22 protein-coding genes are annotated in these 20,016 nt (G+C 44.0%); 19 read left to right on the top strand and 3 right to left on the bottom strand.

Going from position 1 to position 20,016, the window contains the following annotated elements; translation table 11 throughout:
* Nucleotides 1-62 precede the first annotated feature (62 nt).
* From ACMXYV_RS11520 to ACMXYV_RS11485, 8 genes are all read left to right on the top strand, one after another.
* On the top strand, nt 63-1,211 hold the full coding sequence (locus ACMXYV_RS11520) for an aromatic ring-hydroxylating oxygenase subunit alpha (protein WP_415888638.1): 1,149 nt from the start codon (nt 63-65) through the stop codon (nt 1,209-1,211).
* A gap of 16 nt (nt 1,212-1,227) precedes the next feature.
* Nucleotides 1,228-1,875, top strand: a complete 648-nt coding sequence (locus ACMXYV_RS11515) for a DUF2141 domain-containing protein (RefSeq protein WP_415888637.1) — start codon at nt 1,228-1,230, stop codon at nt 1,873-1,875.
* Between the two features lie 8 nt (nt 1,876-1,883).
* Nucleotides 1,884-2,285, top strand: coding sequence for a hypothetical protein (locus tag ACMXYV_RS11510; protein WP_415888636.1), 402 nt, complete (start codon nt 1,884-1,886; stop codon nt 2,283-2,285).
* Nucleotides 2,286-2,697: 412 nt separating this feature from the next.
* Nucleotides 2,698-2,910, top strand: coding sequence for a hypothetical protein (locus ACMXYV_RS11505; RefSeq protein ID WP_415888635.1), 213 nt, complete (start codon nt 2,698-2,700; stop codon nt 2,908-2,910).
* A 133-nt stretch (nt 2,911-3,043) separates the two neighbouring features.
* Nucleotides 3,044-3,820 carry an ABC-three component system protein gene (locus ACMXYV_RS11500; RefSeq protein WP_415888634.1) on the top strand — a complete coding sequence of 259 codons (777 nt, stop codon included), beginning with the start codon at nt 3,044-3,046 and terminating at the stop codon, nt 3,818-3,820.
* Complete coding sequence (locus tag ACMXYV_RS11495; protein WP_415888633.1) at nt 3,814-4,035, top strand: ABC-three component system middle component 7; 222 nt, start codon at nt 3,814-3,816, stop codon at nt 4,033-4,035. Before ACMXYV_RS11500 ends, ACMXYV_RS11495 begins: the two co-directional genes overlap by 7 nt.
* Nucleotides 4,028-5,626 (top strand): DUF2326 domain-containing protein, encoded by a 1,599-nt coding sequence (locus ACMXYV_RS11490; RefSeq protein WP_415888632.1) that lies wholly within the window; start codon nt 4,028-4,030, stop codon nt 5,624-5,626. The genes ACMXYV_RS11495 and ACMXYV_RS11490 overlap by 8 nt, the downstream gene beginning before the upstream one ends.
* Before the next feature lie 59 nt (nt 5,627-5,685).
* The gene (locus tag ACMXYV_RS11485) at nt 5,686-6,003 is read left to right on the top strand and encodes a hypothetical protein (RefSeq protein WP_415888631.1); all 318 of its coding nucleotides are present in this window, start codon (nt 5,686-5,688) and stop codon (nt 6,001-6,003) included.
* An 89-nt stretch (nt 6,004-6,092) separates the two neighbouring features.
* On the opposite strand, the gene ACMXYV_RS11480 is transcribed toward ACMXYV_RS11485, so the two are convergent.
* The gene (locus ACMXYV_RS11480) at nt 6,093-7,724 is read right to left on the bottom strand and encodes a diguanylate cyclase domain-containing protein (RefSeq protein ID WP_415888630.1); all 1,632 of its coding nucleotides are present in this window, start codon (nt 7,722-7,724) and stop codon (nt 6,093-6,095) included.
* Nucleotides 7,725-7,925: 201 nt separating this feature from the next.
* On the opposite strand from ACMXYV_RS11480, the gene ACMXYV_RS11475 reads away from it, so the two are divergent.
* Both ACMXYV_RS11475 and ACMXYV_RS11470 read left to right on the top strand, forming a co-directional pair.
* Nucleotides 7,926-9,032: an adenosylhomocysteinase gene (locus ACMXYV_RS11475; RefSeq protein WP_415888629.1), complete on the top strand. Its 1,107-nt coding sequence runs from the start codon at nt 7,926-7,928 to the stop codon at nt 9,030-9,032.
* Between the two features lie 125 nt (nt 9,033-9,157).
* The gene (locus ACMXYV_RS11470; RefSeq protein WP_415888628.1) at nt 9,158-9,676 is read left to right on the top strand and encodes an RNA methyltransferase; all 519 of its coding nucleotides are present in this window, start codon (nt 9,158-9,160) and stop codon (nt 9,674-9,676) included.
* A gap of 79 nt (nt 9,677-9,755) precedes the next feature.
* On the opposite strand, the gene ACMXYV_RS11465 is transcribed toward ACMXYV_RS11470, so the two are convergent.
* A complete protein-coding gene (locus ACMXYV_RS11465) occupies nt 9,756-10,340 on the bottom strand; it encodes a YecA family protein (RefSeq protein ID WP_415888627.1) in 585 nt (194 codons plus the stop codon).
* 127 nt (nt 10,341-10,467) lie between these two features.
* Between ACMXYV_RS11465 and recQ the strand changes: the two genes are divergently transcribed.
* Genes recQ through ACMXYV_RS11450 form a run of 3 tightly spaced genes read left to right on the top strand, consistent with a single transcriptional unit; the run spans nt 10,468 to nt 13,825 of the window.
* Nucleotides 10,468-12,594 carry a DNA helicase RecQ gene (gene recQ / locus ACMXYV_RS11460; RefSeq protein WP_415888626.1) on the top strand — a complete coding sequence of 709 codons (2,127 nt, stop codon included), beginning with the start codon at nt 10,468-10,470 and terminating at the stop codon, nt 12,592-12,594.
* A complete protein-coding gene (locus tag ACMXYV_RS11455) occupies nt 12,591-13,010 on the top strand; it encodes a YqaA family protein (protein WP_415888625.1) in 420 nt (139 codons plus the stop codon). Before recQ ends, ACMXYV_RS11455 begins: the two co-directional genes overlap by 4 nt.
* Nucleotides 13,011-13,033: 23 nt before the next feature.
* A complete protein-coding gene (locus ACMXYV_RS11450; RefSeq protein WP_415888624.1) occupies nt 13,034-13,825 on the top strand; it encodes a hypothetical protein in 792 nt (263 codons plus the stop codon).
* Nucleotides 13,826-13,838: 13 nt separating this feature from the next.
* Here the strand turns inward: ACMXYV_RS11450 and ACMXYV_RS11445 are convergent, their stop codons facing one another.
* Nucleotides 13,839-14,309, bottom strand: a complete 471-nt coding sequence (locus tag ACMXYV_RS11445; protein ID WP_415888623.1) for a DUF302 domain-containing protein — start codon at nt 14,307-14,309, stop codon at nt 13,839-13,841.
* 226 nt (nt 14,310-14,535) lie between these two features.
* On the opposite strand from ACMXYV_RS11445, the gene ttcA reads away from it, so the two are divergent.
* The 6 genes from ttcA (at nt 14,536) to ACMXYV_RS11415 (ending at nt 19,970) form a co-directional block, all read left to right on the top strand.
* Nucleotides 14,536-15,411, top strand: a complete 876-nt coding sequence (gene ttcA, locus ACMXYV_RS11440; protein ID WP_415891441.1) for a tRNA 2-thiocytidine(32) synthetase TtcA — start codon at nt 14,536-14,538, stop codon at nt 15,409-15,411.
* Between the two features lie 125 nt (nt 15,412-15,536).
* Nucleotides 15,537-16,523 carry a GlxA family transcriptional regulator gene (locus ACMXYV_RS11435; RefSeq protein WP_415888622.1) on the top strand — a complete coding sequence of 329 codons (987 nt, stop codon included), beginning with the start codon at nt 15,537-15,539 and terminating at the stop codon, nt 16,521-16,523.
* On the top strand, nt 16,520-17,695 hold the full coding sequence (locus ACMXYV_RS11430; protein WP_415888621.1) for an MFS transporter: 1,176 nt from the start codon (nt 16,520-16,522) through the stop codon (nt 17,693-17,695). Before ACMXYV_RS11435 ends, ACMXYV_RS11430 begins: the two co-directional genes overlap by 4 nt.
* Nucleotides 17,696-17,704: 9 nt before the next feature.
* Entirely contained in the window at nt 17,705-18,484 is a 780-nt protein-coding gene (locus tag ACMXYV_RS11425) for a class II glutamine amidotransferase (RefSeq protein ID WP_415888620.1), read from the top strand.
* 217 nt (nt 18,485-18,701) lie between these two features.
* Complete coding sequence (locus ACMXYV_RS11420; RefSeq protein WP_415888619.1) at nt 18,702-19,706, top strand: diguanylate cyclase; 1,005 nt, start codon at nt 18,702-18,704, stop codon at nt 19,704-19,706.
* Nucleotides 19,707-19,760: 54 nt separating this feature from the next.
* Nucleotides 19,761-19,970, top strand: coding sequence for a hypothetical protein (locus ACMXYV_RS11415; protein ID WP_415888618.1), 210 nt, complete (start codon nt 19,761-19,763; stop codon nt 19,968-19,970).
* The last annotated feature ends 46 nt before the right edge of the window (nt 19,971-20,016 follow it).

Raw genomic sequence — 20,016 nt, 5'->3', positions numbered from 1 at the left:
TGTATCATAAATGCTCTGCTAATATGATACACAAGTGTTTCATATTATATAAGAGATTTGCCATGACAAAGCTATTTGAACGTTATAAGGAAACAGCCAGTCGCCCTCTGGGCGAGGCATGCAGCTTACCTTTTGCTGTTTATAAAGATAGCCAGGTTGCAGAACTGGAAGCAGAAAACATCTTCCATCAGCAATGGGTGTTTGTCTGTGCTACCGGCATGTTAGCTGAGGTCGGCAGCTACTTCGCCTTTACGCTCGCGGGTGAATCTGTTGCGGTAGTACATGGTAAAGATGGGCATGTCCGAGCTATGTCTAACAACTGTAGCCATCGTGGAACACCGTTGTTATCAACCGGCTTTGGCCATATAGAGAAAAACATCGTTTGCCCATACCACGCTTGGACTTACGCTGATAATGGCGAGCTAAAAGGTGTGCCTTTTGATGCCGCTAAATGTGTAGATAAACAGCGTCATGAGTTACCTAAGTACGCCTTACAAGAATGGATGGGCTTACTATTTATCAATCTGTCAGATAACCCGAGTGATCTCCTGAGTAGCTTGAACAAGATCAACCCTTATCTACAGCACTACAAAATGGAGCGTTTCACTCAAGTCTATGGTGGTGCTAGCGAACACTGGAACAGCAACTGGAAGCTCGCCGTTGAAAACGGTATCGAGAGCTATCACCTGTTTATGGTTCATCGCGAAACTCTAGAGGTAAATACGCCTAGTAAAAAGGCTTATTACATTGCTGGAGATGCCAATTGGAGTTTGACGGGTGGTGAGATTGTCGAGCAGCGCAGCGCATTGTCTCGATTCTTCTCCGGTGATACGCCCGAGCCTCTCAACCACTATGTACTGATTTATCTGCCACCAGGCTTTATCGGCATTCTTACCTATGAATCTTTTGATTGGATTGCTGTTACCCCAGATGGCCCAGAGCACTGCTTTGTGCATGGAGGAGGGATGGCAGAGCATGCGCCAGATAAAAGTGATAAAGCTAGTAGTGAGTTCGCTGCGGCGTTTTTGCAGGAAGACAAAGATATCTGTGAACTGGTGCAAAGCGGAATGGGCTCTAGGCACCATAAGGGCGGGACCTTGCTGGAAGTAGAGCGCATCGTCGTGGACTTTCATCAGTATCTAGCTAAACACTTATTTGGCGCACAGGTTAGCCCTTTCCATGAAAGCGATGCAGCTGGAATGTTTAAATAATTTGCAGGGGTAAAACATGATACGTGCCATTATTTATGCGGTTCTGGTGTGCGGGATAATGACCATCGGGCTGGTGGCTTTAGATCTGAATAAGCATAAGCCAGTCTCTGTAGCTCCAGAAAAGAAGGAGCGATCCGGAGTTGATAAGCAGCCCCCAAAAAAGGATGAAACAGCAAAGGGCATTCCTTCAAAGGCAAAAGCAGCAAAGGCCGTTCCTACAAAGGCCGTTGCTGAGAAGAGCGAAGAAGATCAAGTTAAGCCTAATCAGATAAGTCAAAAAACAACAGGCATCACGCTCACTGCGCTAATTAAAGGTTTGCGCAGCGACAAAGGCCAGATCATCGCCCAGCTGTTTGATAGTTCAGATGCGTTTAACAACAATCGTTATGATCAAGCCGTCCGTACCTTAGTAATACCTGCCAAAAACTTTTCTGGAGAGCTGAATTTCAGTCAGTTACCACGCGGTGAGTATGCACTGGTGCTATTTCATGATGAAAATAACAACCAGCAGTTTGATCAAACTGGCTCACTGATCGAGGGATATGCCTACTCAGCTAATCTAAGTAAAACTGTTGCAGCTAAAACTACTGCTGTGCATTTTCGGCAGGCAGCCTTCAATGCCGATAGCGACAAAAAACTGAATATTAGCCTGATTTATCACTGAGGATTTTTATGGGAACGTCAGCACCAACAAGCGTAAAAGTAAAAGCCTCGGCTTATAGTCCTGTTGAGGCTAAGGGGAAGGGTGAGTTTAAGGAAGGCCAGCAGCCATCCCCAAAAGCAGGCAAGGTTTGGCCTTGGAAAACCCTATTGGGCCTAACACTGATTCTTACCGAGTTATGGCTCAATACTGGCATTATATGGGGCGTATTTATGCTGTTGTGGGCCATTATGGGCATCAGCTCAGGACAGACCTATATTCTTGAAATCTTGCAACGCAGAGAACACCTGATTCTGTACTGGATTACTATCCATCTATGGCTGCTGTTCGCAGTATTCTTCTTTATGAGTAATCAGCAGATCTATTCTTTTTGTCTTGCTTTACTTGCCAAACTAAGTGCTGTATTTAGCTGAGATAATGGGCTGCTAAGCCGTGTAAATACCGCTCGCGTGGCTTACTAAGCCTAAGTTAACTCTCATTAATAAAGTCCTTGCTGAATAGCAGGGGCTTTTTTATGAGCTCGATCTGCTGCCCAAGGGTGAAAAGCTCATATATTTGATAGTTGCTTTTCACACAGAGCTAAGTTAAAAAAGTTATATAAAACAGACAGATGGAAGTCTAGTACGGGCTAGATAATAATCTAGTTAAGAAATTTATTTTGTGCGTGCGCGGTTTATCATGGAAGAATCTATGTAAATTCACGTTTATTCCTTCCTTTTCAATTCGTTACATCTGTTTTCAATTAATGCGGTTAGGGTAGATATACGGACCCCCGTATATACAAATGTTAGAGCTCATTATTTAAATAAGTGCAGGAATATGAGAATGGAAGAGTATGCAGTTAATGTAGCTAAGTGGCTGCAAGATCAAGTAGCGAAAGATGAAGCGAATGATCCAAAGTTACGCCCAATGAAGGATCGAATTAATGAAATCACAACTCAACTTCGTGACGCGAAGGGTGATGATATAGCTCCACTTCTAAAAAGGCAGGGTCAAGCAATTATGGAACTAATGGACCATATTGCTCTGAAGTCTTAGTAGTACAAGCTCTAACAAGGCAATAGTTCGGAATTTTAAAGCTCCGGCTTCGCCTCTACTTTTAAAATCCGCACATCGCGGCGTTATGTGAATAGAAAAATTAAGCTGTACCCTGCAAATGGAGTGTAGAGTTTTGTCAGAAAAACCAAGACGTGCCAGTGTAAATGACACAGTTAAAATGAGTTTGCTCTGTGAAGTTGATGGCTCTTGCCCTTTGTGCAGAAGAGATCTCGTCGTTAAGAAAAACCAGAAAAATGTCAGAGTCTTCGATGTCGCTCACATTTATCCTCTAAATGCAACAAATCACGAGCTCGAAATTTTAAAAGGTGAAGAACGACTTTCCAATGATATAGATTGTGAAGAGAATTTCATCGCTTTATGTAAAGAGTGTCATAAAATATACGACACTCAAAAAACGGTTCAAGAATATAGGCAGCTTGTCGAAATCAAGAAAGAAATAAACAAGATAAAAGAGTTGTCTAAATTATGGGATAGGCAAACCTTGCATAAGGATATATTAATTGTTGCAGAAAAAATAGGAACGATGGACGAGCGCTCTTTGAAGAATACTCAGCTTTCTTATGACGCGTTAAAAATCTCAGATAAAAAAGATGATACCTTTGGAGTTCTTAATGAGCTAAAAGTAACTCAATTTGTATTGAATTTTTTCGTTCCTATAAAAGAAGTTCTTAAAGATCTCGAAAAGCAAGAAAAAGCAAAATCTACATTTATTTGTTCTCAAGTTAAAAGCTACTACGCAGTTCTACTAATGCAAGATTTTCGTCAAGACCAAATTTTTGAGAAAATGACTGAATGGTTTATGACGAATACAGGGATCACAGACAGATCTAAATCTGAAGTTCTAGTGTCATACTTCATACAAAATTGTGAGGTTTTTTCTGAATGCTAGTTCCAAATAAAACTATTTCAATTAACGAGAGTTGCCTTTTTCGGTCAGCGATACTTCTTTCAAAGTTAAAAACTGAAACCTCAGTTATAGAGCTTTACCAAGCTGAGAAACGAATGTTTTTGGATATGTCTGACTTCATTGATGTTTTAGATTTATTGTTTATTTTAGGTAAAGTCGTGTTAGATGAAGATAGTGGGGTGATAAAACATGCTTAAATCTATAAGCTGCGAAAAACTTATAAAGACCCCTATAAACTTTGGTAAAGGTCTCAATGCAGTGGTTGGTGCTGACGATGCGCATAATTCCATAGGGAAGTCATCGATTTTAATGTTAATAGATTTTGCTTTTGGAGGGAGTGATTTTCCAAAAAAATGTGATGATGTTATTCGTCATGTGGGTGATTTTAAAGTTGGTGTAACCTTTGAGTTTGATAAGACATACTCATTTATAAGGGATACGAAAAATCCAGATCAAGTGTATCGAGTTGAAGAGCAGGAATATTTTACGTCCAATGAATTCAATTCATTTCTTAAGGATAAGTATTTTCCAGAAATGGAAAGTCTTTCCTTCAGGGAGTGTGTAAGCGGTTTTTTTCGTATATATCAAAAAGATAATTACAATGACAAACGGCCGCTAGATATTGTAAGTAAAGAAAAATGGGTAGCAATCAGAAAGCGTGTACTTAAGATTTTTGGGGAGTATTGGACAATTGAAGCCCTTGAAAAAAAGAAGGATGCAGAGACCAAATTAAAAAATGATATAGCTGGAACTTTTAACTCTGGCGCTATCAAGAAGGTGACAAAAGCACAAGTTGAAAAGAATAAGGTAGAGTTAGTCGGAGTTCAAGCGGAGCTTGAAGAAATAAAAAGCTCATTGAAAGCTAATGTGACTGATATTCAGTCGATTATTAACAAAAGAAATCTTACTCTAAAAAATGAGAAAGACAGATTGGTTGCACTGCAATACGAGCTAAAAACTAAACTTCTAAGAGTTGAGTCTAATTTAGCTGGGAATAAAGTAAGAAATAGTCAGAGTTTTCGTTCTGTTGTGGAGTTTTTTCCTGAGATTGACAAGGAAAGATTGGCTAAGGTTGAAGGTTTTCATAATGGCATCACTAAAATCATGCGAAAGCAATTGCAAGAGGAAAGGCTAGCAATTCAAGAAAATATAGAATCCTCTATAAATGATATACGGAAAATTGATAGCGAGCTTTTGGAAATCGTAGATTCTAAAGAGGAGTCTGTTTACCTGTTAGAAAGATTGATGGAGCTTGATCGATATGAGAGTGAACTTAAACTTCAAAACGATTTTTGGCAGAAAAGTGATGGAGCCAAAACAAAAATAAAAAGTATAAAGGATGAAATAACTAGTTCTTTATCTGATTCTGTAGCTATATTAGAGGAGTTGATAAACGAGAGCATGAGCTCATTTATTGGTAAAATATATATTGAAAACCCGATATCCCCAAAAATAACACTAGGCGAAACTGATTATAAATTTGACCACGGGGATGATAGAGGAACAGGGAAGGGGTTTGCTAATATGATTTGTCTTGATTTAACCTTCTTAGCAAAAACCAAACTTCCTTGCTTAATTCATGATAGTTTGTTGTTTAAAAACATGGATGTGCCTTCAGTTGAAAGATTGATCGATACATATAGTGAATCAAAAAAGCAGATTTTCATATCTATTGATGAAAAATCAAAATACAAAAAAGACACGCAAATTAAAATAGACAAGTCTATGTTTTTAAAACTTGATGAAAATAATGTAGCGTTTAAATTGAAATGGAAAGAAAAAAGATAAATAGTATTTATTCTCCAATGTGGCGGAGTCAAGTGGCAACATGTTATTGGAAATAATCTATGAATAATTTACCCTACCCAATTAGTTTCGCTCTATTTATGTTTGCTTGGATGCTTGTCTTCGCAGTTGTCCTAATTCCTCTAGTTCTTGGAGGTGCATATACCATGGATATGATATCTTTTAGGCCTTCTGATGACTCTATACAGATAGCTCTCGCCTTCATAATATTACCCGCTTTTGGGTTAGCCATAATCCTAAGTTATTTTTCAGTTCTATCTGTGATGGGCGACGGAAAAAAATCTGATGAAGCAATGTCGGATGCAGTTGCAGAGTTAAAAATGCAAGTCAAATTAACAGTTGGAACTTTTTTCAATTAGAACTAAAGCTGCCATATTACAACAACTAACCACAGCCGATCTTTGCAGTATTCTTCCTGTATGTAGCGGCGACAGCCCCTAAACCCATCTCACTCAGAAAAATAACACACCGATGTATCAGCAGAATGCTTTGCCTGATACATCGCTTTATCTGCGCGTTGTATCAGTATCTCTGCGCTGCCTGCATCTTCTGGGAAAATGCTGATCCCAATACTTGCTGAAATAATATGTTGCGCTGGTTTTAGATCAAACGGGGCGACTAGGCTGTTTAGGCATTTCTCTGCGACTAAGATTGCTTGTTCGCGTTTTTCGATATCAATCAGTGCTACAAATTCATCGCCGCCGATACGGGCGATTGTATCGGTGGAGCGGAAGCAGTGTTTTAAGCGTTTAGCGACTTCGCGCAGGACTTTATCGCCGGTGGCGTGGCCGTATTGATCGTTTACCGGTTTGAACTTATCCAGGTCGATATAGATAACCGCCAGTTGGCTCAGTTGCCTTTCTGCACGGGAGATCGCACTTTCAAGACGGGAGTAGAAGAGGCGGCGGTTGGGTAGATCGGTGAGTGGATCTTGATAGGCTTTGGTCAGAAGGTTGTCTGCCATAGCGCTATGGGTCTTTTCGTCACGTACGATCAGCACAAATTTATTGGCTTGTACCGATTGGCCCTGAACCGCATTGAGGGTGGCGAAATAGGTTCTGTGATCGTGACTGCAGATCTCCCCGCACCAGCTGCCATTGGTGTCGGTGAGTTTATCTAGATCGATAGAGTTACGTTCTGGGCTGTATAGCAGTTCGCTCAGTTGCAGGCTTTGCGTTTTATCTTTGAGCTGAGGGAACTGGGTTTGCGCAGCTTCGTTGCTGGATATGATTTCGCCTTCGTCGGATAGAATGATGCAGGGATCTGGGGTGGCATCAAACACTAAGGAGGCGAGGAGTAGGTTCTGTTCGGCGTCACGTTCAAAGGTGACATTACGGCCTATGCCCAGGACGCCAGTCTCTGTTGAGTTGCTCTCTTTAAGCGGCAGCTTGTACATGTCCAATAAGCGGCGACGGCCATCTTTGTAGGAAACCCATTCGTCGCAGCGTTGTGCTTCTAGAGTTTCTCTTACCTCTTTATCTTTGTTGGCAATGTATTCGGCTGAGGTTTTCGACATCAGCTCGTAATCGGTGCGGCCTAAGATATCTTCGGCGGGCGTATCCAGAAACTCTTCAAAGCTTTTGTTGCAGAGCTGATAAACCCCTTCAGGGCTTTTGGCGAAGATAAAGTCCGGTACTGCGTTGATAATGGTGTGCAGTAGTTCTTGCTCGCGCTCAATCTCTTGCTGGGCTTCGATAAGATCGGTGATGTCATGCAACACCACCATCGCGCCTAGATCCGTGATCAGTGAGCCAGAGTAGGAGGTGAACTTGCCTTCAAAGGTATGCTGCTGTTTGCAGATAGAAGTCTGGTTGATGCGAACTTTATGTTTTTTGCCCATAAAGGCTTGTTCGAGCGCATCTTTGATCTGCTGCTCGTAGGCTTCGGTGCCATGAACTTCGGCAACGGTTTTGCCGATAAACGCATCTTTATGAATACCAAAAAAGTTTTCGTAGCCTTTATTTACCGCCACAAATTTATTGTTTTGATCCACGATGGCAATCATGTCACCGAGTTGATCGAGCATAGATAGCTCTGTTTGTGGGTGTAGCTTAGAAGGATCGTTCTGTTGTGCGTTCATACTGACCTTGGCATTTTGATCAAACTTCTATTGAGCGAGCAATATCGTTCAAAAGCCTTTTTTAGGGGCGGCTACGAAGAAAATATTCGTAATATCTTAAGTAGGGTAAAAGAATAAAACATACGTTTAAATTAAACAATTGTTTGAGATTGGCGCTCCGATAATTTACACAGTGGGGATCAACATACCTAGGAGAGAATGATGACCCCTTTATTTATAAAAGCCCGGCATTTTTTTGAGGATATTTGTCCCGCTCAGGATGACACACTAAAACTGGTTGTTGTTACCCATCTACTTGATACACCTCCGGTTTTTTTGGATGCATTGGAGCAATTTTGCCGTGTAAAAATGGTTTTACCGAAGCCTAAAAGTATCAGCCGTTCGACGCTGGAACAAGTAGAACAAAGGTTTCAGGTGGTGATTAAAAAGCGCTCTCAGATCGGTTCGGTCGAGGTGATTTCCGCGATTCTGAATGAATATATCCCAGACGGAGATATGATTTTAGTCGATATTGGTGGCTACTTTGCCTCTGCGTTACCGCAATTACCTGAGCGATTAAAAGCCAATCTGCTGGGCGTGGTGGAAGTCACAGAAAATGGCTTACAACGTTATCTTGAACATGAGCAACTGCCGGTACCGGTGCTATCGGTTGCCCGTAGCCCCCTTAAAAGTCCCGAAGATTATCTGACCGGCCAATCGATTGTGTATTCGGCTGAGGCTTTGATGCGTGAATGTCACCAAATTATGAACGGCGGTAATGCGGTGGTGTTTGGTTATGGCAAGATCGGGCGCTCGATTGCTAAGGCGCTGCATGAAAAGAATATTAATACCAAGGTGGTTGAGATCGATCCGATCCGTGCGATCGAGGCGAGATCACGCGGTTTTGATCTGATCAATAAAGAGGATGCATTGCAGAGTAGTGATGTGATCTTTTGCGCGACGGGAAATCAGTCGCTGAATAATCACGATTTTAACCGCATCAAAAACGGCGCATTTATCTTTTCGGTGACTTCGTCTGACGATGAGTTGGAACTCAGCCGTGCTGATACCAATTTCTCGGTAAGTCAGGAAACCCAGCATATTGCGCGGTATGAGCGCTTAGGTCAGTACTTTTACTTGGCCAATCGGGGTAACGCGATCAACTTTATCCATAACGCTGAGGTCGGCCCTTATATCTACCTTGTGCAAGGGGAGGTAATTAAGGCGATTAATCATATCCGTTCTCAATCTTTACCTGCGGGATTGGATCAGTTACCTACGGCAGAAAGGCGAGATCTGGCAGAGCGTTGGCTTGCGCACTTTGGTTAACCTGAAAAGTAGTAGAAAAACAGGTGCTCGGTTGTGCTTCCGAGCCTTGTTTTACATGTTCTCACTGGCAGAATTACTATAGAATCCCTGCTTTTTAGCGCACTATTAAGTAAAGCAGTATAAATATGTCTGAAAGTCATCAAGTCCATATAGGTTTAACTGATCCTAAGAGCCCTGAGAATGTTGGGGCGATCATGCGTGCAGCGGGTTGCTACAACGTGCAATCTGTTACCTACACGGGTAATCGTTTTAACAAAGCGCAGGAACAGAATAAGCGACTGCAGACAGATACGCGCAATATGCTGGAGCGTATCCCGCTTGATCATATTGAGTGCTTTAAAGCGTCGATTCCAAAAGGAGCTAGACCGGTTGCGATTGAGCTGGTGGAAGGTGCGACTTCATTGATCGACTACGAGCACCCTGAAAATGCTTACTATATCTTTGGCCCAGAAGATCGCTCGATCGATAAAGAGATTGTGGCGTGGTGTGAAGATGTGATCTATATCCCAACCGTTGGTTGCATGAACTTAGCCGCAACGGTGAATGTTGTGCTTTATGATCGTATTGCTAAGTTAGGGCCGAAAGCGTCTGGAGATGAGTTGATCCGTACATCGCGTGATCGCAATAATCAGCTCAAGGTGTAATGACGGGCAGTAATAAAAGGCGAGATAACTAGCCTAGTCAGTGAACTAGGCTAGTTGTTGTAAGCGTATAGAAACAAACTTACTTATCTGGTGCGTGGAAATATAGGTACAGATCGATCAGAAGTTCTGGAATCTGCGCGCACATCTCTGCACATAGTTTCTCATCTTCACGAATCTTGTTGATGTCATCTTCTTCAAACAGTTCAGATGCAACCATTACCGGTAGAAGCATCTCAGCTACTTCTTCCTGCTTCTTGCTACCGAACCATTCCTCTTCCTGAGTGAACACGCCTTCCATAAAGGCTTGTGACCACCATGCTAGAGGCGAGATATCTTCATCTTCTTCAGCGTCTAGAGACAGCTCGCACGGCAGTTCGATTTCGCCGTCGCTGTATAGCTGGCCGCCAATCGTGCTGTATAGGCGTTTAAGTAGGCCCATGATCTCAGCTTCTTGTGTTTCTGATTCCCAGTTTGGCGTCTGATCAAAAACCAGTTCCATCCACGTGGATTCATCAAGAGGAGTAGGGCTGATGTTTAGTGCGCTAAACAAGCCGTGAACGCCGATTAGATCCAGGCAATCTTCTGAAACGGCATCGGAATAAAGGAAATCGTCCAGTAGATCTAGTTCTGAATCGGTAAGTGCATTCGCTGAAGTGAGAGTCATGAATATATTCCTAAAAGGTTATGCCGCTGATTTTAACTTGCTTGGTTAGATTTAGCAGTATTTTTTAACTGCTCAATTCAATACGGTTGTCAGTGACAAAGGCACGCGCTTTCTGGATAATCCAGCCATGAATTCAAGCGCGTTACAGATCCTCAAGGAGGTTTTCGGTTACGATCAGTTCCGAGAGCCCCAAGCCGAAGTTATAGATACCCTGGTAAATGGCCAAGATGCCTTAGTAGTTGTACCTACGGGTGGCGGTAAATCACTCTGTTATCAGCTACCTGCGTTGATGAGGCAGGGTACGGCTATTGTTATCTCGCCGCTGATTGCGTTGATGCAGGATCAGGTAACTGCGCTGTCGCAATGGGGTATTCGTGCTGGTTGTTTGAATTCGAGCATGGATTTCTCTTTGATCAATGAAACCGAGCATCAGTTAAGATCCGGTGGTTTTGATCTACTCTACATTGCGCCGGAACGATTACTTCAGCCGCGCACACTTTCTTTGCTTCAGTCCTGCCAAATTGCACTCTTCGCCATTGATGAAGCGCACTGCGTTTCCCAGTGGGGGCATGACTTTAGGCCGGAATATTTGCAGCTAAGCCAATTAGCCCAGTTATTCGCCGGTGTACCGCGTATTGCGTTGACGGCAACCGCGGATGAGCGTACTCAACAAGAGATCGTTGAGCGACTAGCGTTGAACACTCCTGCCGAATTCATTCAAGGTTTTGACCGCCCGAATATTCGTTATCGTATTGGGCAGAAAGACAGCGCTAAAAAGCAGCTATTAAAGTTTCTAAAAGATGAACACCCTAAAGACTCCGGTATCGTTTACTGCCTTTCTCGAAAGCGGGTAGAAGATACTGCAGCGTGGTTATGCGAGCAGGGCTTTAATGCGCTGCCTTATCATGCGGGGCTCGCGGCAGACCTTCGAAGTCATAATCAGCATCGCTTTTTGACTGAAGAAAATATCATCATGGTGGCGACCGTTGCGTTTGGTATGGGTATTGATAAGCCGAACGTGCGCTATGTCGCTCACTTGGATCTGCCAAAAAGCATTGAGGCGTATTATCAGGAAACTGGTCGTGCTGGCCGTGATGGTTTACCTGCGGATGCTTGGATGGTTTATGGCTTGCAGGATGTAATGTTCCTGCGCCAGATGCTGGAAGGCTCGCAAGCGCCAGCAGAACAGAAAGTGGTTGAGCGCCAGAAACTAGAAGCGATGCTTGGGCTGTGTGAGATCACTACTTGCCGACGTCAGGTACTTTTAAGTTACTTTGGTGAGAAAGATCATCGGCCTTGTGGCAATTGCGATACCTGTTTAGAGCCTGTGCCTGTTTGGGACGGTACCGAAGCGGCACGTAAGGCCTTATCGGCTGTTTACCGTTCTGGTCAGAGCTTTGGTGTGAATCATGTAGTCGATATCCTGATGGGGAAATCGAATGAGAAAACCAAAAACTTCGCCCATGAAAAGCTTTCTACTTGGGGCATAGGTAAAGAGCTGGATAAGAACCAGTGGCGCTCTGTTTTCCGTCAGCTGGTGGCTCGCGGATTGTTGGGTGTGAATGTAGATCAGCACGGTGTTTTGCACTTAACCGATAAGTGTCGCCCGCTTTTACGTGGTGAAACCAAAATCCAACTGCGTAAAGATCAGCGCCAGCATACGCCTTACCGTAAAAACCAAGTACCGCAGAGTCAGCTGGAAGCAGAAGATTACGCATTGTGGAATGAGCTTAAAGCGGTGCGTAAACGCTTGTCTGATGAACAGGATGTACCGCCTTATGTGATCTTCCATGATGCAACGCTGATGGAAATGGTGATGTATCGCCCGCAAACCTCAGATCAGTTCAAACGTCTGAACGGTGTGGGTGAACGTAAACTAGACCTTTATGGCGCTGATTTTATTCAGGCGATTGAAGAATTTGAAGATCAACACAAAGCCGATAATGTCGCGACTCAGGCGATGGAATCGGTTGTGCTGTATCGCAGTGGTATGACGGTTGATCAAGTTTCTAGGCAGCAGCATCTATCGGTTAATGCGATCTACGGCCATTTAGCCCAAGCGATCCAAAAAGGTGAGATAGCGGTTAAGGATGTAGTTGATCTACCTGAGAAAGAGTTCAGTCATATCGAACAGGTGATGCTGGAGTGTCAGCAGGAGTTTGGCCAAGCGTTAAAACCTGTGCACGAAGCCTTGGCTGGCGTCTATGACGTTGGGGTTCTTCGTTGTATTAAGGCTGGGCTGGAATCCGCGTGAGTGAAGATCTGAGTCTCTCAGCTTTATTCATCAGTGGTTTTATCTCGGCTACGCTGTTACCAGGCGGTTCCGAAGTTCTATTAGCTTGGCAACTCTCTCAAGATGTTCATGATCCTTGGAGCCTTTGGGCCGCTGTGACAGCGGGCAATGCCTTAGGCGGAATTGTGACTTTCTTAATGGGCTGGGGAATTGCCCATTACTATCCTCTACGCGCACTATCATCACCTAGACAACAGCAAGCGCAAAGATGGCTCACTCAATATGGCCCTGTGGCATTGTTAATGTCTTGGATTCCGCTAATCGGCGATCCGCTTTGTTTGGTTGCTGGCTGGTTAAAAACCAATTTTTGGCTTAGTGTACTGATGATCACTTTGGGAAAAGCGATCCGATATCTGATTATTGTTGGCGTGATTTAAGGGATTAACGAGAGAGGCTGATTGTGGCTAATTCGCAACGAAGTACATGGGGTTGGCTACGTTTAATTATTCTGATCCTAGCGTTAATCGTGGTGGCGATGAATGCTTGGCTATCGCAATTACGCTCTACCGATTGGGATCGTCCACTTTGGGTAGTGATCTATCCGATTAATGCTGATCAAGGCGCTGATACCCAACTCTATGTTGATGCCTTATTAGAAGGTCACTTCGACGATATCGAGCATTTTATGGCGCGGGAAGCGCGTCATTATGATCTGCCCCTCGAAACACCGCTCGAAGTTTATCTTGCTCCCCCTTTGACCGAATACCCTCCAAAACCGCCACAAAACCCGAGTATGTTAGATAGTGTTTTATGGAGCTTAAATCTGCGTTATTGGGCTTGGAAAAACGATAGTTGGACTGGCTCAGCGCCTGATATAAAAGTCTATTTGAAGCTGCATTCGCCTAAGACTCATCAAGTACTGGAGCATTCCTTAGGTTTGCAGAAAGGGATGATCGGTGTGGTGAATGGTTTTGCTAGCGTCGATTATCAAGCACAGAATAACTTTGTGACTATACATGAAGTGCTACACACATTAGGGGCGACCGATAAATACGATCTCAGCAATAACCAGCCGATCTGGCCCGATGGTTATGCCGATCCTGAATTAGAGCCATTATTGCCGCAAGCTTATGCGGAGGTGATGGGTGGTCGAATTCCAAGGACATCGACCACAGCAGAGATGCCAGAGAGTCTTGAGCAGGTTTTAGTTGGCGAAAAAACTGCTCAAGAGATCAACTGGGCTCAGCCTTAAGCGTTATCAGTTTTTATTGCTCGAGAACCGACTTCAATGCTTTAACGATATCTTCTTCAAGTTCAATCAGAAGATCCTGAGCAGGGCTTTCTGGGTTGATCTGACTTGGGCGCAGGAACTTGATATAGGTGATATCGTTTTTGTGTTGCAGAGTGATAGAAAGGGGGCAGAGCGCACCCATATCAGGATCTTTGTTAATCACATGGTTAGCGTACCAAGGATTACAGAATACTAAGCTGCGGATCTCTTCATATCCGTGTTTGTTGTAATCAGCACCCCAGCGGTCTTTATAGTGAGTCAAAGAACGGCCGATATTGGGCTCGAAGATGACATAAAAGCGGCTCTCTTCAAGAGCTTGGCTGATCTCTGTGTGGTTAATGTCAAAATCCCCCTCCATCTCAAAAGATAGAATTGGGTTAGCAAAAACGGTGCTGCTCGCTAGCAGGGCTGCCGAGAAAACCAGTCTTTTGATCAGCTTAAGCATTACTTGCTCCAAAGAATCCATTTACCGTTGAACGTTCAGTTTAGTGTATCACCGCATCTTAACCGAGCAAGCGTCAAGGTGTAGGACTTATTAAGATTATCTAGTGTATAATCTGCGCTCCGAAATAGAGCTGAAGACCATGACTACTAGCAACACCTCATCAATTGAAGATCCTCAACTAACTGATGCCGAAGCTGCTGCAGAGCAGAAGAAGCAGAAAACCCGTATGAACAAGCTGCAGAAGCGTCTGCGCCGTGAGATGGGTCGCGCGATTGAAGACTTCAAAATGATTGAAGAGGGCGACAAGGTCATGGTGTGTTTGTCTGGCGGCAAAGATTCCTATGCGATGCTAGATATCCTGATGAATCTACAGCGCAGTGCCCCAGTCAATTTTGAGCTGGTGGCGGTGAATCTGGATCAGAAACAGCCAGGTTTCCCTGAGCATGTTTTGCCCGCTTATTTGGAATCGATCGGTGTACCTTTCCATATATTAGAGCGTGACACTTATTCCGTTGTTAAAGAGGTGGTGCCTGAAGGTAAAACGACCTGTGCACTTTGCTCACGTTTACGCCGTGGTTCTCTATATGGTTTTGCTGAAGAGATCGGTGCTAATAAAATCGCACTAGGCCATCACCGTGACGATATTCTAGAGACGTTGTTCCTGAACATGTTCTATGGCGGTAAGTTGAAATCGATGCCGCCAAAACTGGTTTCTGATGACGGTAAGAACATGGTTATCCGTCCGTTAGCTTATGCTCGCGAAAAAGATATCGCTGCCTTTGCCGAGCTACGTGGCTTCCCAATCATCCCTTGTAACTTGTGCGGTTCTCAGGAGAACCTGCAACGTCAGGTGATCAAAGAGATGCTGCAAACTTGGGATAAGAACTTCCCAGGTCGTATCGAAACCATGTTCCGTTCGTTACAGCACGTTGTACCTTCTCACTTGGCTGATACTGAGCTGTTCGACTTTAAAGGCTTAAAGCACGGTTTCCCTCACGGTATTGATCCAAACAGCGACACTTCTATGCGCCCTGATAACGCGCCGACAGAAGAGGCGGTACAGACGTTTAATCCGCAGAAGATCGATGTTCTTTCTCTCTAATCTATCCATTGCTTAATGATGCATGTCCGAAATTGTCGGATATGTGTCATTGATGACATTTTGGTTTCGCGTAATACTGCTATCACAGGTTAAAAGCTCAGGTTTAATCGCCGTGGGAGTATTACGTGAAAACAATCGCCGTTCTTGGCTACGCTGATTGCCAAATTCTAGATGTCACCGGGCCATTGCAGGTATTTGCATCGGCTAATCGGGCATTAGGGCAAGATTTCTATCAGATTAAAATTCTTGGGTTATCTCAAGAGCCTATAGTGACCAATTCTGGGATGCGCTTGGTTCCTGATCAGTGCTATTTCGATGCTACGGATATAGATACGCTATTGTTTGCCGGTGGGCGAGGAGTAGATCTACAGCGGCAAAATAAAGATCTGATTAACTGGATACAGGAGCAGGCTAAAACTGTTCGACGTATTGGCTCTGTCTGCAGCGGTGCTTTCCTCTTGGCAGAAGCAGGTTTGTTGGCGGATAAAGAAGCCGTATCTCACTGGCAGTGTTGTGATCTATTGGCCGAAGAGTTCCCTGATACACGGGTTAACTCCGATGCGATCTGGATTAAACAGGGTGACTTGTATACCTCCGCAGGTGTGACTTCTGGTATTGATCTGGCCTTAGCCCTTGTCGAGGAGGACTTAGGTCATGAGATTGCGATGGCGGTTGCGCGAGAACTGGTGGTGTTTATGAAGCGCCCCGGTGGTCAGGCTCAATTTAGCACTCAGTTAGAAGCTCAGTTAAAAACCACAGGGCCTGTTGCCAAGGCAGTTGCTTATATTGAGCAGCATCTAAATGCAGAGCTTAATCTCGCGATATTGGCCGAGCATTGTTGTGTCAGTGAGCGGCATCTGTTTCGTCTGTTTAAAAGTGAGTTTGAGCAATCGCCAGCCACTTATATCGAAAATAGTCGCTTAAGTTTGGCTCGGCAGTTATTAGAAAGCGGTGCATTGAATCTACAACGGGTAGCGGAACAGAGTGGTTTAGTATCCGCTGATAACCTTCGTAGAGTTTTTATGCGTCGTTTAGGTATTAACCCAAGTGAGTATCGGGATCGGTTTGGTTCTGTAACTTGTGATCAAGCATCAAAGGATATTAATTCATGAATCTGAATGTTTTCTTGCTCTCCGGTTGCCAAGCCTTATTAACGACCGGAAATATACTGTTAGTCTCGGTAGTGGCTTTGATCGGTCAAAATCTAGCGGCAAGCCCTTCTATGACGACCTTTCCGGTAGCGACCCAGTTTATTGGATTGATGCTAGCAACCATTCCTGCCTCTCTGATCATGCGCCGTATAGGCCGCAAAAATGGATTCTACTTAGGGAATTCGATCGGCATATTGGGTGCGGCATTGTGTATTCTTGCCCTGCAAGGAGAGCAGTTCTTTCTTTTCTCGTTTGGTACGTTCCTTTTAGGGATAGGTATTGGCTTTGGTACTTTGTACCGTTTTGCAGCAGTCGAAGTCTGCGATGATCAGTCAAAAAGTAAAGCTATCTCCTTAGTCATGGCTGGTGGTGTTGTGGCTGCCATTATTGGGCCGCAGTTGGCTATCTACAGTCAGGACCTATTAGGAGAGGCAGAGTTCGCTGGTGCTTTTGTTGGATTATTAGGTCTTTACGTCATTGCTCTGTGTTTACTGTTTTTTACTCATATTCCCAAAGAAGTGGCTGCTGAAGAAACTGATAAGGCACGTCCGTTGTTAACGATTGTTAGGCAACCCACCTTTATCGTCGCCGTTGTTGTTGCAATGGTGGGTTATGTGGTGATGAACCTACTGATGACAGCAACGCCTTTGGCGATGGCTCGTTGTGGTTTTACCTTTGCTCAAGCGGCTCATGTTATCGAGTGGCACGTGTTAGGTATGTTTGTACCTTCGTTCTTTACCGGCAGTTTGATCGCACGATTTGGCCTTAATCCTGTTATGTATGCCGGCGCTGTATTTATGTTGGCCTGCATCGGCATTAACTTGATGGGTGTATCTGAATGGCATTTTTGGACGGCATTGGTGTGTTTAGGAATTGGCTGGAACTTTATGTTTATCGGCGCAACTCAACTGGTTACCACAACTTATAGACCTTCAGAGAAAGCTAAATCTCAAGCGGCGAATGAGTTTTTGGTGTTTAGTATGGTGACTATATCGGCGATGTCTGCTGGCTGGATGGAAGCTGTATTGGGCTGGCAAGCAATGAATTGGATTGTTTTACCTTTGATCCTTTGGGCAGTAGCAGTTATTTTCTATATAGGCCGCTCTCATTCTGAGGCTGTGGCTGCAACCTAAGGAAGGATTATGAAGTCGCCGCAATTTTTATCTATCGTGACCTCATCGCCGGTTAAAGTGAGATTGACCAATCTCCCTGAAATACAGGCTTTAGGTGTCACTACTGTATGTGAATCTAACTTACAGCGATTCACTGCGATGGATAATAACAGGGCGTTGGGGCTTGCAGAGTACCTTGCTGAAAATCCCGAAGAAACTGAAGTATGGTCTGCTGCCTTTTATCCTGAATTGCCTCTTGAGGCAGTAGAGATACAGCCTTATTCAAGGGCGCAGCGTGGTTTAGCCTGTTTGTTTTCCCAAGTAGGGGAGTTACCCGGCATCGAAGATGGTGAGCGCTTTCCGGTAGGGGATCAGTGGCCATTAAGCTGTAGCCCTCAAGAACGAGCGTTTAGCTTGTTGCAGGAGCGGATGCGCAAGCTCTGGAGCGAGGGGCGACCGGACGCTGAGATGAAATTAGCCTTAGTGGCTGATTATGCCGGACGCTTAAACCGATTGAGCGGCCATCACTTCATTCATTGGGATGGCGAGTTTCTTTTTGCGTATTCCGGTAACGAAACTGATCTAGAACCTTTGGCTTACCAGAGCTTTTCATTTAGAGAACTTTGTTTGAATTATGGGGTCGATTTGGAGCTGTCTTCAGATGACCTTGTGACCGGTGTTATTGTCGCTTCGCAGTCTTTATTAGGTGACGATTCTATTTCTATAAATCCGGGTAATACCTTATGTTTCAAGCAAGGGAAGCTATTAGAACAGTGTGAGCCCGTCAATTTTTGGGAACGAATTGAGTAGTTTTTTTATAATTTATTCCTCAAATTATACCTAACGAACTTTCCTGTTATTGATCCAGCTTCTTGTTTTAATTTGTTTTTTAATATTCCTTCATAAAATCAAATTGTTGACTATATTTAAATTACTTAAGGATATAGAGTAGTGGTATTACCAATAAATTTATTGGTAATACCTTTAGCTGTTTGTATTAGTAAGATGGTTAGGCGCAGTAAGATTTATGAAGGAAAAAGTAGTTCCTCAAGTAGGTATCCCGCCCATGGCAATCGTTGATATGACAGATCAATCCATGCTTATTCAAGTGTTTGATCGCATTGTCCTACCAACCTTTGTACTCGATAAAGATCATACCGTGATTTATTGGAACTCCGCTCTTGAGGCTATTAGTGGCCTAAGTCGAGAGGATATGATCGGTACGAAAGATCAGTGGAGGCCATTTTATTCCTCTGCACGCCCATGTTTGGCTGACTTGATCCTTGAAGGTGGTAAGGATGAAGACGTTAAGCATTACTATATGAATAAGTGTCAGCGTTCTGAGTTGATCGAAGGTGCTTTTGAGGCTGAAGATTTCTTCCCTGATTGTGGTGTCGATGGTGAGTGGTTGCAGTTCACAGCGTCCAGCATTGTCGATTCCAACGGTGAGCTGATCGGTGCGATCGAGACCTTCCAAAATATCAGTGCGCGTAAAAAAGCAGAGTTTGAGCTGCTAGAGCGAGAACGGATATACAAAGAGCTGAGTATCACAGACAGCTTGACCGGCCTTCATAATTCCCGTCATTTTTATGATCAGCTAGAAAAAGCGCTGGAAACGGCCCGCCGCTACCATCATGGTTTTACATTGTGCTTTTTCGATCTGGATGATTTTAAAAAACTCAATGACACCCATGGTCACTTGATGGGCGATAAAGTGCTCGAAACCTTTGGTGCTTTGGTTCGTTCTTCTCTACGTACCTTAGATAGTGGCTATAGATATGGTGGTGAGGAGTTTGCGATCTTATTGCCTTCGACTGATGTTGAAGGCGCTGAAACCGTGGCAGAAAGGGTGCGTGAAAGTTTGCAGAACTATCAGTTCATCTTACCGGATGGTGAGACCATTCGTTGTAGTGTTAGTACGGGCGTTACCGCTTACACTGTGGGTGATAGTGTACAGAGCTTGATGCAACGTGCAGATAATGCGCTTTATAAAGCAAAAGAGCAGGGTAAAAACTGTATTGTCACAGTTTAGCTTTTCACAACCGCTTCTCTATGTAATCATCTGCCTCCGTAACTTGGAGGCAGTATGAAGAGTTTTCTTTTTTCTACAGATAATGATCGTGGTGGCGTAATTTTGTGTAATTTGGACACGTTGCCAGAAGCGGTCGACTATTTGAAACAACGCTTTAAAGGGGTTGTTCGTGTAGAGCAGGGCCGAGACTATTGGTCCGAGGAAGAAGGCTTTGGAAGTCTACCTGCACCAGCTGAAGAAGATAATCCTCAAACCAGCGGCTGACGGCTCTTCTCGAAGCGACGCTGATGGTTCTTCTATTACTCTGTTT

Source organism: Neptuniibacter sp. SY11_33, from assembly GCF_047778025.1.
Lineage (GTDB): Bacteria > Pseudomonadota > Gammaproteobacteria > Pseudomonadales > Balneatricaceae > Neptuniibacter.
This window is presented reverse-complemented; position numbering and strand designations above follow the sequence as displayed.

Bases quoted from the DNA above. Each gene is read 5' to 3' on its own strand.
- ACMXYV_RS11490 (WP_415888632.1), top strand. From the start codon at position 4,028: ATGCTTAAATCTATAAGCTGCGAAAAACTTATAAAGACCCCTATAAAC.
- ttcA (WP_415891441.1), top strand. From the start codon at position 14,536: ATGAACAAGCTGCAGAAGCGTCTGCGCCGTGAGATGGGTCGCGCGATT.
- ACMXYV_RS11425 (WP_415888620.1), top strand. From the start codon at position 17,705: ATGAAGTCGCCGCAATTTTTATCTATCGTGACCTCATCGCCGGTTAAA.
- ACMXYV_RS11515 (WP_415888637.1), top strand. From the start codon at position 1,228: ATGATACGTGCCATTATTTATGCGGTTCTGGTGTGCGGGATAATGACC.
- ACMXYV_RS11420 (WP_415888619.1), top strand. From the start codon at position 18,702: ATGAAGGAAAAAGTAGTTCCTCAAGTAGGTATCCCGCCCATGGCAATC.
- ACMXYV_RS11430 (WP_415888621.1), top strand. From the start codon at position 16,520: ATGAATCTGAATGTTTTCTTGCTCTCCGGTTGCCAAGCCTTATTAACG.
- ACMXYV_RS11510 (WP_415888636.1), top strand. From the start codon at position 1,884: ATGGGAACGTCAGCACCAACAAGCGTAAAAGTAAAAGCCTCGGCTTAT.
- ACMXYV_RS11445 (WP_415888623.1), bottom strand. From the start codon at position 14,309: ATGCTTAAGCTGATCAAAAGACTGGTTTTCTCGGCAGCCCTGCTAGCG.
- ACMXYV_RS11495 (WP_415888633.1), top strand. From the start codon at position 3,814: ATGCTAGTTCCAAATAAAACTATTTCAATTAACGAGAGTTGCCTTTTT.
- ACMXYV_RS11485 (WP_415888631.1), top strand. From the start codon at position 5,686: ATGAATAATTTACCCTACCCAATTAGTTTCGCTCTATTTATGTTTGCT.
- ACMXYV_RS11480 (WP_415888630.1), bottom strand. From the start codon at position 7,724: ATGAACGCACAACAGAACGATCCTTCTAAGCTACACCCACAAACAGAG.
- ACMXYV_RS11505 (WP_415888635.1), top strand. From the start codon at position 2,698: ATGGAAGAGTATGCAGTTAATGTAGCTAAGTGGCTGCAAGATCAAGTA.
- ACMXYV_RS11415 (WP_415888618.1), top strand. From the start codon at position 19,761: ATGAAGAGTTTTCTTTTTTCTACAGATAATGATCGTGGTGGCGTAATT.
- ACMXYV_RS11475 (WP_415888629.1), top strand. From the start codon at position 7,926: ATGACCCCTTTATTTATAAAAGCCCGGCATTTTTTTGAGGATATTTGT.
- recQ (WP_415888626.1), top strand. From the start codon at position 10,468: ATGAATTCAAGCGCGTTACAGATCCTCAAGGAGGTTTTCGGTTACGAT.
- ACMXYV_RS11520 (WP_415888638.1), top strand. From the start codon at position 63: ATGACAAAGCTATTTGAACGTTATAAGGAAACAGCCAGTCGCCCTCTG.
- ACMXYV_RS11465 (WP_415888627.1), bottom strand. From the start codon at position 10,340: ATGACTCTCACTTCAGCGAATGCACTTACCGATTCAGAACTAGATCTA.
- ACMXYV_RS11470 (WP_415888628.1), top strand. From the start codon at position 9,158: ATGTCTGAAAGTCATCAAGTCCATATAGGTTTAACTGATCCTAAGAGC.